At 56.2% G+C, this 11,396-nt stretch carries 11 protein-coding genes; 5 read left to right on the top strand and 6 right to left on the bottom strand.

Going from position 1 to position 11,396, the window contains the following annotated elements; translation table 11 throughout:
• Window positions 1-276 precede the first annotated feature (276 nt).
• A complete protein-coding gene (locus VFU50_21180) occupies window positions 277-1,251 on the bottom strand; it encodes a polysaccharide biosynthesis/export family protein (protein HEU5235384.1) in 975 nt (324 codons plus the stop codon).
• A 324-nt stretch (window positions 1,252-1,575) separates the two neighbouring features.
• On the opposite strand from VFU50_21180, the gene VFU50_21175 reads away from it, so the two are divergent.
• Window positions 1,576-1,911, top strand: a complete 336-nt coding sequence (locus VFU50_21175) for an HPF/RaiA family ribosome-associated protein (protein ID HEU5235383.1) — start codon at window positions 1,576-1,578, stop codon at window positions 1,909-1,911.
• A gap of 64 nt (window positions 1,912-1,975) precedes the next feature.
• Window positions 1,976-2,389: a nucleoside diphosphate kinase regulator gene (rnk, locus tag VFU50_21170; GenBank protein ID HEU5235382.1), complete on the top strand. Its 414-nt coding sequence runs from the start codon at window positions 1,976-1,978 to the stop codon at window positions 2,387-2,389.
• 193 nt (window positions 2,390-2,582) lie between these two features.
• Here rnk and VFU50_21165 read toward each other — a convergent pair whose 3' ends face one another.
• The 3 genes from VFU50_21165 to VFU50_21155 all read right to left on the bottom strand — a co-directional run bounded on the left by VFU50_21165 (window position 2,583) and on the right by VFU50_21155 (window position 4,795).
• Window positions 2,583-3,695 (bottom strand): hypothetical protein, encoded by a 1,113-nt coding sequence (locus VFU50_21165; GenBank protein HEU5235381.1) that lies wholly within the window; start codon window positions 3,693-3,695, stop codon window positions 2,583-2,585.
• Window positions 3,696-3,710: 15 nt separating this feature from the next.
• Complete coding sequence (locus VFU50_21160) at window positions 3,711-3,866, bottom strand: hypothetical protein (protein HEU5235380.1); 156 nt, start codon at window positions 3,864-3,866, stop codon at window positions 3,711-3,713.
• Between the two features lie 140 nt (window positions 3,867-4,006).
• Window positions 4,007-4,795: an SDR family oxidoreductase gene (locus VFU50_21155; protein ID HEU5235379.1), complete on the bottom strand. Its 789-nt coding sequence runs from the start codon at window positions 4,793-4,795 to the stop codon at window positions 4,007-4,009.
• Window positions 4,796-5,060: 265 nt separating this feature from the next.
• Here VFU50_21155 and VFU50_21150 point away from each other — a divergent pair, with 265 nt between their 5' ends.
• Both VFU50_21150 and VFU50_21145 read left to right on the top strand, forming a co-directional pair.
• Window positions 5,061-6,023, top strand: a complete 963-nt coding sequence (locus tag VFU50_21150) for a zinc-binding alcohol dehydrogenase family protein (GenBank protein ID HEU5235378.1) — start codon at window positions 5,061-5,063, stop codon at window positions 6,021-6,023.
• 40 nt (window positions 6,024-6,063) lie between these two features.
• The gene (locus tag VFU50_21145; GenBank protein ID HEU5235377.1) at window positions 6,064-6,522 is read left to right on the top strand and encodes a GNAT family N-acetyltransferase; all 459 of its coding nucleotides are present in this window, start codon (window positions 6,064-6,066) and stop codon (window positions 6,520-6,522) included.
• A gap of 164 nt (window positions 6,523-6,686) precedes the next feature.
• Here VFU50_21145 and VFU50_21140 read toward each other — a convergent pair whose 3' ends face one another.
• Entirely contained in the window at window positions 6,687-7,175 is a 489-nt protein-coding gene (locus tag VFU50_21140; GenBank protein HEU5235376.1) for a metallophosphoesterase family protein, read from the bottom strand.
• Window positions 7,176-7,395: 220 nt separating this feature from the next.
• Here VFU50_21140 and VFU50_21135 point away from each other — a divergent pair, with 220 nt between their 5' ends.
• Window positions 7,396-7,920: a DinB family protein gene (locus VFU50_21135; GenBank protein ID HEU5235375.1), complete on the top strand. Its 525-nt coding sequence runs from the start codon at window positions 7,396-7,398 to the stop codon at window positions 7,918-7,920.
• On the opposite strand, the gene VFU50_21130 is transcribed toward VFU50_21135, so the two are convergent.
• On the bottom strand, window positions 7,917-11,294 hold the full coding sequence (locus tag VFU50_21130) for a carboxypeptidase regulatory-like domain-containing protein (GenBank protein ID HEU5235374.1): 3,378 nt from the start codon (window positions 11,292-11,294) through the stop codon (window positions 7,917-7,919). The genes VFU50_21135 and VFU50_21130 overlap by 4 nt on opposite strands.
• Window positions 11,295-11,396: the final 102 nt, after the last annotated feature.

The following is an 11,396-nucleotide window of genomic DNA, read 5'->3' as shown; positions in this document are numbered from 1 at the left end:
GAAAACCCAGGAATGGGCCCAACAATTTTCCAATTGAGGAAGTGCGCGACAGCTGACCTGCTCAATTACAAGAAACTGCAGCAGAAATGAGTAGATCGGGATCCCGGCACCGCGCAGATGGCTAAGGTGACGTTCACTTGCGTTTTGCCGCGAGCGTCATTGTGTAATCGTCAAGATCGATGAGTGTTTCATCGCAGACCGCCTTCATTCTCTTCCGACGCTTCTGGCGCAGCGAGGCCTGTGTAAGGAAAAAGCTGCTTCGACCATAACTTGTGCCTATCGCCGATAGATTGCCAACCCTGTCGCAACCTGAACGATGGATTCCAAACTCTTGCGTGCGGCTGATTTTGACGCACTGCTCGGAACGAACAGCACATCGGCATCTTGCAAGTCGAGGTCTGGTGATTTGGCTTGCATGATCTCCTTGAGCGGGACAGGAATTTCCTTCAGCGTGCCTGCTCGCCTCCGAATAATGCGCGCGCTGTTGAGCGATGCCGTCGGATTGAGACCTTGTGCCAGCGCAATTGCCTGTAAGACGGTGAGATTGTTCTTCTGATTCATAACGAAGCCGCCGGGGGTGCGTACATCGCCGCTGACGTAGACGATACCTGCACGGGAAACGATGACCGTGTCTCCTGGACGAAGGTCGATGTTCTGCGTCCAGCCCGCGTCTGCACTGCGGGCGAGCACGATTTCTTGTCCTGCATCCGAGTCATTCCGATGCGAAACGGCAACTGTTTTGCCGGCGTACGCAGTTGTGCCTCCCGCCGCAGCAATGGCATCGAGCAAGCGATGGCTTCCCAGCAACGGATAAACTCCCGGATGGGTAACTTCTCCTAAAACGGAAATACCTTGTGACGCGAATTCCTTTGCAAGGATGCTGACGTGAGGACTGCGTAGATATCCGCCGTCGCGGAACCGTTGTTCAATTTGAGTTTGGGCCTGCTCAGGGGTAAGCCCCGCAACCCGTACCGACCCGATGAGAGCAATCGCGATCTCGCCTTCTCCGCTCACGCGCACTGTGCTTCCCAATTCGGGAGCACCGAAAACTTTTAATTCCAGCAGATCGCCTGGCGCGATCCGAATGGATGCTGATGTCTCAATCGCGGAACTGGATTGGCGCGAGGGACTTGCAGCACGTTCGTTCTCCTTTAGCTGTGTCGTTTGTGCGGAACTGGAAGCGACAAACAAAGAAAGCCAAACCAGAGCCAATCCGTAGCGGGGCGATGCGCGAAGGTCTCGCGTGATCATAAGCAGCCGCCGATTCTAACACGCACCTCCATTGAGGCAGAGCGTTGCAATGCTCTCGAACAGCAACTCTAGCGTACTCGTTCGTTCAGTTGTATTGCTCATCCTCAAGATCAGGAACGGCTGCATCACTCGAAACATTTCAGAGTGACTGTCTCGCTCAGTTCGCCTGCTGTTGATCTCCCGCAACACAACTTTACGTTTCGCAAGTGGAGTACCGCTGATGGGAAATGTTGTTAACGAAAATCGAACAGACTCTTAGCAATTATGAAAAGAACTAACGACTGAAGACTGCGTCTATAGGAGAAAGCAGTCGTGGAGGTGTCGATGCAAGTAGAAGTGAAGCTGAGCAAGGTGGATGTATCTGAGGCGCTGCGGCGCTACGTCGCGCGGCGTCTGCATTTTTCCCTTGGGCGTTTCGCCGGACGAGTAGGAAGGCTGGATGTCCGAATTGTTGGTTCGGAGCGCCTGCATGGTGCTCGGAATCAGTGTCAAATCGATGCCGAGATCGTTCCATTCGGGCGCGTGAGCGTAGAAGAATCGAGTACGGACATGCACACGGCGATCGATCGCGCGACCACTCGCATCGGCCGTCTCTTCGCCCAAGAACTTGCCCGGATTCGCGATCTCAGGTTTGGGCGCGAGAGCATCCGCGCTGCCTGAGCGCTCGCTCGCCGCAATCATTCACTCATTTCATCCATAACTTAGCGCTTAAGGAGAACGAACCATGAAAGAACGCACCATCTTCGTCACCGAGGAAGACATGCAAAGGTTGAGCGACCTGGTGGAATCGGCCGAAAGAATTTCCAGCAGAGACCTCCAGCACTTGCGATTGCTGAAAGAAGAACTTGCGCAGGCTGAGATTGTCACCTCCGACGAGATTCCGGCCGATGTCGTCACCATGAACTCGCGCGTGCGACTGAAGGATCTCGACTCGGGACGTGAGTCCATCTATGCCCTCGTCTTTCCTCGCGATGCTGACGTCGCGCAGGGCCGCATTTCAGTGCTGGCGCCGATTGGCACTGCAATCATCGGTTATCGTGCTGGTGATGTGATCGTCTGGTCAGTTCCGGCGGGAGAACGTCGGTTCAGGCTGGAGGAAATCCTCTATCAGCCCGAAGCTGCGGGACACGCCGCCTGAGCGAAAAGAAAGCGCCCGCTCATCGGGCGCTTTTTTCTTACGAGTACACACGTTGTAGTCACGACGGTGCGAAAGTCGCAAAGCGCGATTACGCTGCTCGTCGCCTCCATTAATGAAGCGGAAAGCGTTGGGTCTTCGAATCGCATCGCGAACTCGTGCGATCCAAGCCCGCATCAAAATGGAGAAACAGCAACTACTTTCCTGCGAGCGCTTGTTGAATCCTCTTTACATTGTTCTCGCGCTGGCTTTGACTCGGAATCTCTTGCGCAGCTTTCAGAGCTTCTTCGAGTGTTCCGCGCACATCGGCAGAGTCGCCTTTCTGTTTCAGAGCATCCGCTTTGATTTGCAGTAGCCATGAGCGTCCGGCAGCACCGGGGTCGCGCTCCAGCCCGCGATTGCACGCAGCGATAGCCCCTTCGTAGTGCTTGGCGGCTTTTTCCATCTGCGCCACGCGAAGCGAAGCGTTGTAATTGTGCAGCATCGCTTCTTCGGAGCTTCGCAATGCAGGCAGGATGCGCTCAGGATCTCCGTAGATTTGAATGGCTTCGACGCGCGCGATGTCTACCGCGGAGCGCTCCTCGTCGTCGGCAGGTTTGACCGCGTCGAGTTCGCTTAACCACTTATCTTCCAAAGTCGCGGCCTGGGCGTTCTGGTTTCGGGAAACAGCAAGGTACATGAGCGTGCGGTACAGCTCGTTACGTTCATCACGTACGGTTTCAGTAGAGGCGAGAGCCTGTTGTACGAGAGGCTCTAGTTTAGCGGCAGCCGCGGTCCGCCACGCGGCGGCAGCGTCACCTTGGACCAGGCACCACATTCCGGCAACTACGGTGCTCGCGAAAGTGTTGTCATGCTTCATGACAGGGGCCTCGCGGGCTGCGGTCTCCGCGCATTGCTGATTCTGCTCATTTATTTGCAGGGCGGTTACGAGGGAATACTGCGCCAGTGGACGTCGCGCCCAGTCGGGCGGGGCGAGGCGCAGCGCTTCTTCGTAAGCTGCGACGGCGTCCGGTGACTTGGTGCTGAGAAGCGCGTCAGCCCGTGCCAGCGCGATGTCGGCCGGGTTCTGCCGGTTGTGTGCCAGGCTCACTCCTCGGTTGAGGAAAGCTGTGAGCTCCGCCTCCGACATCGCTCCAGGTTGATCGGCCAGGACCTTACCCTCGGCACTGATCACATAAAAGGTAGGAGTCGCACTGGCAGCAAAACGGGTGAAGAACTTCTGGTTCTCCGGCTTGTCGAAGTTCATTTCCAGCCAGACAAACTGTCCGGCGTACCTGGTGAGGTCAACATGCGCAAGCATGGTTCTCATCAGGCGGCAACTCGATCACCAGGGGGCCCAGCATTCGGCAAAAATCGGCCGCTTGCGTTGCTTTGCCTGTGCCAGAGCTTGCGTGTAGTTGTCTTGGATGAAGGGCAATTCCGCAAACATCGCCGATGTAAGGCTGGCAAGGATCAACAGGGGCAGCAGTAGCCTTTTCATGGGAACGCAAGAATGACGACTAAAGGGGCTAAAAGGTGAGCAACATGAGTGGGACCAATCGCTACCCGAGCTCCCCGCTAAAACAGGCTCTGCAGCCGCAAAGCCTCGGAGCTGCGAAGCGTGAAACACAACGAACAACTTCACCGATGGCTTAGGCGCAGGGATTGCCAACTGCCGTCGCTGGTCCACCCGCCGTCGACTGCAAGGGCGTGGCCGTTGATGAATCCGCTTTGCGTATCGTCGGCGAGGAATGCGATGGCTCGCGCAACATCGTCCGCAGACGCGAAGCGGGCCATGGGCACGCGGCCGATGATGTCGTCGTCGGTGTACATCCCGCCTCTTTGGTCAGCCGCATCCATCTCCGTTTTGACCCATCCGGGACACACGGCATTTACGCGTACACCTCGTCCGCCCCACTCTGCTGCCAGGGTTCGTGTGAGACCAATGAGTCCGTGCTTGGACGCGTTGTACGCAGCGCGATCGGCAATGCCAACGAGTCCGGCCACTGATGCCACATTCACAATGCAGCCGCCCCCTGCAGCCAACATGCGTATGCCGAATGCCTTTGACAGCAGAAAGGGTGCGACTAGATTTACTTCCAGCACGCGGCGATAGTCCTTAGCAGAAATCTTCTCTGCAGGTGCGATGAAACTTACGCCGGCATTGTTGACGAGCAAGTCGCTGCGTCCCCAGCGCTCATAAACTTTTCGAACCAGCTGCTCGACGACGAATTCATCGCTAATGTCCCCTACATGGCTGATCACCTCTGCGTCGCGTGATTCGAGTGAGGCTAGCGTCTGATCCGGCGTTCGCAGGTCGCTGAGTGCGAAGCAATAGCCTCGGTGAGCGAGGAGTTCGGCCGTCGTGCGCCCGATTCCTTGGGCAGCACCGGTGATCACAGCAACACGCTGACTGCCGTCTTGACTCAAAGCGTCTCCTACGCACTGATAGGGCAGGGCTATGGTAGCAGCAGCGCTGAAAGCACTGAGCGGGAGGGGCAGGTCGCGATTTGTTCCTGATTAAGAATGTAGATACCCAGCCGATAGCTGAATTCGGGCAGCCGGTTCAAACTAACGCCTATATTCTCATTCTTTCCCGACTCAGGAGCACACTGTGCCGTCCCATGCGTCCAAAACCTCACCATGCAATTCAATGGCGCTGGCTTTAGAGTAGAAGTCGAGAGGGCGAACGGGTATGCACGCTGCCGTCCTGCACAAGATTGGAACGGTTCCTCGTTACGAAGAATTCCCAGAGCCGGTCATTAGTGACAAAAACAGTGAAGCGATCGTGCATGTTCGCGCTGCATCGCTGAAGCCTGTTGACAAGCAAATTGCGAGCGGAGCGCACTTTGCAAGCGGCCGCGAGCTGCCGCGCGTTTGCGGCACGGATGGAGTAGGCCATCTCGATGACGGGCAACGGGTCTTCTTCGGAGGGTCCCGGCCACCGCACGGGGCAATGGCAGAGCGTACCGTAGTGCCGCGTGCCTTCACGTTCCCAATTCCGGACAATGTGGACGACGCGACTGCCGCAGCTCTGCCCAACCCGGGCATCTCAGCGTGGCTTTCACTCGCCTACCGCGCAAAGTTAGCGCGAGGTGAAAACGTCCTCATCCTTGGCGCGACAGGGATCACCGGTAAACTGGCGGTAAAGATTGCAAAGCTTCTTGGGGCTGCTCGGGTCGTTGCAGCGGGACGCAATCAAGAGGCGCTGGAATCGCTCTCTGATCTCGGCGCCGACGCGACAATCTCTCTGGCATTGCCTGCCGGTGAACTCACCGAAGCATTTCTGCGGGAACGCACGGGATTCCAGGTGGTGATCGACTACTTGTGGGGAGCTCCCGCGGAAGCATTTTTCGCTGCGATAACCCGCAAAGAATTTGCAGCGATCGGAGGCGAAACCCGCTTCGTTCAGGCTGGAGAAAGCGCTGCGCCGACCATCACACTTCCCGCAGCTGTGCTGCGTAGCACGGCACTAACAATTATGGGCACCGCCGGGATTCCGCCGCGCGACATTTTGGTTGAAGCTTTTCAGCAAGTGATGGCGCATGCAGCAGAAGGGAACCTTCATATAGACACCGAAAAGGTCCCGCTTCCCGATGTTGAAAACGCCTGGCAGCGCGATCAACTCCGCAGTCGCTTGGTGATCATGACGCGGTGAGGGCTGTCCTCGATTTTGATCTGGGTTAAGCGATTGTTGAATGCTACAGAATAGACCTGCGCAGATTGAATTGCGTCCAGCTCTCGACCACGATTTCGAGTACTGCCGGCGTCTCTATTTCGAGGAAATGAGTTGGATCATTGAGGAACTACATTTAGACAGAACCGCGCAAAAAACTAACTTGAGGCAGCAGTGGAACTCGACGCAGGTTCGCATCATAGTGCTCGACGGCACCGATGTAGGCTGGGTGCAGACCATCCGGGAAGAAGATGGACTTTTCCTCGGGCAGCTGTTCGTGGACAACAAGTTTCAGCGTAGGGGCGTCGGTACCGAGGTGATGAAGCGATTGATTAGCGAAGCCGCTGCATTCAATCTTGCAGTTCGCCTGAATGTAGTGCGAATCAATCCTGCGCGCCGACTTTACGAGCGCCTTGGCTTCCGAGTCACACATGAACACGATCGCAAGTTCTACATGAAGCGCGATGCCGATGTCGTTTGAGGCATTAATCAAATGACCGACTCAGGAACGTCCGAAACACCCAGGGACGCAAGCCGGGATAGCGAACGCATTCTAATTTTGTCCTCGCTTCAGGTTTGCCCCGTGCTTTATCACAAGAAGCATGGGCTGTGACGCGCGCCGGTTCATACATCCAACTTAATGAATCACTTTTTAGTATCACCTAGTGCGAATGTGATCAGTTCAGGAGCGAGGATTGCATTTTCGATCACCAATCGCCCAACGGAGGTCGGCAAATTGAACCGGCGTGGTCCTGCACTGCCTGGATTGACGAAGAGAACGCCTTTGCGCTGTTCGATCAGCGGTCTATGCGAGTGACCGAAAATCACGCCTGAAAATCCGGCGGAGCCCGGGTCGAGATCGAGTTCATCGATGTTATGAAGTACGTAGATGCTCGTTCCAGCGATTTCCAGAACATTCGTCGCCGGCAGCTTGCGTGACCATGCACTCGTATCAATATTGCCGCGAACGACGGTCACAGGCGCAATCTTCTCCAGCTCGCGAACGATCTCTTCGCGCCCTACATCGCCGGCGTGAATGATTGCGTGAGACCCACGCAGCGCGTTTACCACTTCGGGACGAAGGAGTCCGTGTGTGTCGGATATGAGTCCGACGATCGTAGGTCTTGAAGTCATCGCAGTTTTGTACGTTTCTCTTGCTTCCATCTTTGCTGAGGCATGCCCCTGTGCTCAGAATCGCCACTGGGAGGTCGAGACTATCACCGGATTACGATGGCCGGGTCCGTCAGGATATTGCTGCGAAGTTCGATAATTCCGCATCGCAGCGGCTAATTCTCAAATCTATCGAATAGCCTCGAGACGGGAACGACGCCTTCCTGACGAACAGGACATAGGAATGAATTTTCAACTCGACGAAGCCTTGGCAATGTTAAACCGCACTCCGCGTGTGTTTGATGCTTTGTTGCGCGACCAACCTGCTGAATGGCTCAATTCTCGCATTGATCCGAAGGCATTCAGTCCAATGGACGTATTGGGCCACGTGATGTTTGCCGAAGTTGACGACTGGATTCCGCGAGCGCGCAGGATTCTCGAGTTTCAGGACTCGCGTGCATTCGATCCTTTCGACCGGCGCGGGTTCAATCTGCTGATCGAGGGAAAGTCCGTCGATGAATTGCTGCAGGAATTTGCCGGGCTGCGCCGCAAGAGCATCGAGACGCTTCGTTCGTTCGGACTCGACGAAGCCAGTCTTGATTTACCCGGCCGCCATCCCGAATTGGGAGCAGTGACCATGCGCCAATTGCTCGCCACTTGGGTGGTCCACGACTGGAATCACATCGACCAGATCCTGCGCACGCTGGCTCGGCAATACGCTCAAGAAGTAGGACCGTGGAAAGCTTTTCTTGGAATTCTCAATCGCTAGAACGAGACCCGGGCACTGAGCTGGAGTTCCCGTCCAGGAGTCATCGCCATTGTGATCGTGCCGAACTGGGGAGTATTAACGAACCTGTTCGGCGTGCCCAAGTTGGTGTGATTAAGAGCATTGAACGCTTCAGCTCGAAACTGGAAGCTTGATTTCTCGGTGAGAGCGAAACTGCGCGCGAGGGCGAAGTCGAGCGTCTGCATGCCCGGACCATAAAGGGAATTGCGTCCGACATTCCCAAACGTGAACGCTGCCGGTGTTGTGAACGCAGCAGGGTTGAACCATTCGGCAGCCGTGTGCGTGCCTGCACCAAAGACCGGCTGGCCGGTCGTGTTCGCGCGGATTGGATTTTCTCCCAGGACCGTGCCCGCGTTGGCCGTGTCGCCGAAGACTGAAATTGTGAACGGCATTCCCGACTGAACCTGATACACGGTCGAAAGGTGCCAATCCTGAGTGACGAGCCTCAGCCACTGCTGCTGGCGAAACGCAGGAATGTCATAGACGCTGCTCAGCGCGAAGCGGTGGCGCACGTCGCATCCCGGGCCCTTCTCCGCAGCTAGATCGCTGTTGTTCTGTGGAATGGCAGATTCATCCATTGGCGAGCGGAAATCGGGCGCGTTGGTCAGGTCCTTGGCAAATGTGTAGTTCGCCAGCAAGCTGAGGCCATGGGAGTATCTGCGACGCACATTTACGTAACCGGCGTCGTACCAACTCTGCGCCGTGTCCTCCAATAGATTGATCGTGCTCACCGGGAAGATCTGGCTCTGAAAGATGGCGTCGGTGCTGCTGGGAGTGAGAACTGTTCCGGGAATGAACGTGAGCGTCTTAAAAGGACGACGGGGACCGAGCGGACCTGGTCCCGGCGCCGGATTGTTGATCAGGTGTGCGCGTTGCAGATGCAGTCCACGAGAACCCAGGTAGCCAACTTCGACCGATGTGTCGGCGCCGAGTGCCTTCTGCAGCGACCCGTTCCATTGCTGCACGTACTGCGATGGAGCATGAGGATCGAAAGCGGTGAAGCTCACCGTAGTGGCCGGCAACGGACCAGTTCCCAAAACTGGTGTTCCAAAATTGAGACCGGAAGAGAACAGCGCAGCCGGAGGCGTGAAGTTATCTGCCTGCTGCGTTTCCGGAAAGACATAGGGGACATTGTGCCGCTGATTGCACCACGTATTCAGATCCACAGGCGTAAAGAAGATGCCGTAAGCGCCGCGCAAAACAAGTCCCTGCCCAGGCAAGTTCTTGGCAATGCCAAAGCGCGGAGCAAAGTTCAACTTGCTCGCATACATCAACCCTTTCGGATAGCCTTGCTCTCCCCCAATGAAAACCTGCGGAGTCCCATTTTGGAAAATCAAGTTCGTATTCGTGCTCTTCAAGTCGTAGAGCGGGTCTGTATATTCGTAGCGCAGTCCGAGGTTGATCGTGGTAGTCGGAGTTACTTGCCAGCTATCTTCGGCGAATGCTGCCGTTCCCCAGGCACGCAGGTTCATCTGCGGAATGCCTGCCTGACGCTGCTTTACTGCGGGAAGTCCCAGCAGCATGCTCGCCAGCCCGGAGCCGCTGCCGTTGTTGAATCCGAATTGCGTGGTATAGCCATTGGTGAACTGGTAAAAGCCGCGGTTCTGGAAGAATCCCCACATCGGCCAAATGTAGCGGTGATACTCGCCGCCGAACTTCAGTCCATGGCGTCCGTGCTGCCAGGTGAAGGCATCGCGACCTTCGATCATCGTGTCCCATGCGTGCATCGGAGTGGCGGCGAAGGAGTCGCCGATGCCGGTGTATCCCTGCACCGCGAACCAGGGAGCGCCCGACGCTTGCGGGCCGCCGAATCCGATGCCTTGAATCCCAAGTTGGGAAACGATGTCGTTCGCTCCATCGTTCTGCGAAGTGCGATCCATGGAGAGCCGCGAGATCGCGATCGTAGCTGTATTGACCTTTGTGTTGGAGACGATGCGGTTCCAGGAAAGTGTGGATTGCTGCGACAGATTGTCAAAGTTCGCGCCGAAGCCGGGAAGATTCTCAGTTGTCGATGTGGTGCCGCTGCTCGGAGAGAATCCGTTCTCGCTTCCAGCGGAGTAACGGGCAAAAACCGTATCGCCGTTCGAGAAGTTGTGATCGATGCGCAGCGTACCCTGATCCTGAAGATGGGTTTCGTTGCGCAGGTCGAGGTAGTTGTTCGAGTCCGCAGAGCCCATCGGCATAGTCATGTTGGGCGCTGGGATGTACTGCAGCAGGAACGCCTCGAGCTTGGCATTAATTCTGTTCGTCGGGATTTGGTTGTTCGGGAACTGACTGCGCGTGTAGGGAAAATTCGAAGGCCCTGTTGGCAAGCTCGGATTGTAGTTAGGATTGGCGACAGCAGTTGTCGGATCGTAGATCTTCGTGTTGCTCATGCTGAAGTCGCCGCGGAGCTCGTCCGGAGTTGGCACCGTCAAGATCTGCGCATCGGTTTGCGTCAGCCGCAGCCCTTCATAGTTCGCGAAAAAGAACGTGCTTTTTCCCACCAGCGGTCCGCCGAATGAGCCTCCGAAATTATTTTGGACAAGATGATTGTTGCCCATCGATCCGAAAGTGCTCGCGTCCATCGCACCGTTGCGAAGGAACTCATACATCGTGCCGTGGTACTGGTTTGAGCCGGAGTGGGTCACGATGTTGATCTGCCCACCTCCGGCGCCGCCCATCTCCGCCGTGTAGCTGCTGGTTTGGACCTGGAACTCTTTCACCGCGTCAGGGGAAGGGCTCAGGTTCTGGGTATTGAATGTCGGATCAGTGTTGGTAGCGCCATCGAGCAAGAAGTAGTTTGCGTTCGGACGATTCCCGCCGATCACCACCGCCGAGCGCTGTCCCGGGCGCCAATAGAGAGGATTCGTAGTTCCAGATTGCGCACCAAATCCCAGGTGTGCACCGGGAACCGTGAGCACAAGATCGATCAGCATCCGGCCGTTGAGAGGAAGCTCTTTGATTGACTTCGGCTCGATCACTTCGCCGACACTGGCATCCTTCGTGTGCAGGACTTCGTTGTCGGCGGAAACCTTCACTCCTTCGCTCACCGGACCAATTTTGAGCATGACATCGACTGCGAGTCTCTGTCCTACTTCGAGGCGAACCGACTGCGTGGCTGCCGCGAATCCCGGGGCATCCGTGGTGATCTCGTAATCGTCGGGCAGCAAAGCCGCCGCTTCGAAGAGACCTTGCTCATTGGTTATTACTCGGCGAACTGCACCAGTGCTTGCCGCTTTGAGTTGGATTGTGGCTGTAGCGATCCTCAGATGTTGCACATCCGTGACGGTTCCGGTAATGACGCCGTAGTTGCTTTGGCCGAAGGCACTAATCGTGAGCCCAAGAAGACCTTGGAGCAAAACCGACTTACGCATTGGATCGAATCTCCGAAAGCGGTTAGTTGCGGCAAGGCTGCGATCGCGTATCGGCTGCAGCTCGACGACTTAAGGAATTCAGAGTTCCGAAAATGTAATGGT

It is taken from the genome of Terriglobales bacterium, assembly GCA_035764005.1.
In the GTDB taxonomy this organism is placed as follows: domain Bacteria; phylum Acidobacteriota; class Terriglobia; order Terriglobales; family Acidobacteriaceae; genus Gp1-AA112.
The sequence above is the reverse complement of the archived record's forward strand: the minus strand, read 5'-3'. Positions and strand labels throughout refer to the sequence as shown.

Bases quoted from the DNA above. Each gene is read 5' to 3' on its own strand.
- VFU50_21180 (HEU5235384.1), bottom strand. From the start codon at position 1,251: ATGATCACGCGAGACCTTCGCGCATCGCCCCGCTACGGATTGGCTCTG.
- VFU50_21175 (HEU5235383.1), top strand. From the start codon at position 1,576: ATGCAAGTAGAAGTGAAGCTGAGCAAGGTGGATGTATCTGAGGCGCTG.
- rnk (HEU5235382.1), top strand. From the start codon at position 1,976: ATGAAAGAACGCACCATCTTCGTCACCGAGGAAGACATGCAAAGGTTG.
- VFU50_21165 (HEU5235381.1), bottom strand. From the start codon at position 3,695: ATGAGAACCATGCTTGCGCATGTTGACCTCACCAGGTACGCCGGACAG.
- VFU50_21160 (HEU5235380.1), bottom strand. From the start codon at position 3,866: ATGAAAAGGCTACTGCTGCCCCTGTTGATCCTTGCCAGCCTTACATCG.
- VFU50_21150 (HEU5235378.1), top strand. From the start codon at position 5,061: ATGCACGCTGCCGTCCTGCACAAGATTGGAACGGTTCCTCGTTACGAA.
- VFU50_21145 (HEU5235377.1), top strand. From the start codon at position 6,064: ATGCTACAGAATAGACCTGCGCAGATTGAATTGCGTCCAGCTCTCGAC.
- VFU50_21140 (HEU5235376.1), bottom strand. From the start codon at position 7,175: ATGACTTCAAGACCTACGATCGTCGGACTCATATCCGACACACACGGA.
- VFU50_21135 (HEU5235375.1), top strand. From the start codon at position 7,396: ATGAATTTTCAACTCGACGAAGCCTTGGCAATGTTAAACCGCACTCCG.
- VFU50_21130 (HEU5235374.1), bottom strand. From the start codon at position 11,294: ATGCGTAAGTCGGTTTTGCTCCAAGGTCTTCTTGGGCTCACGATTAGT.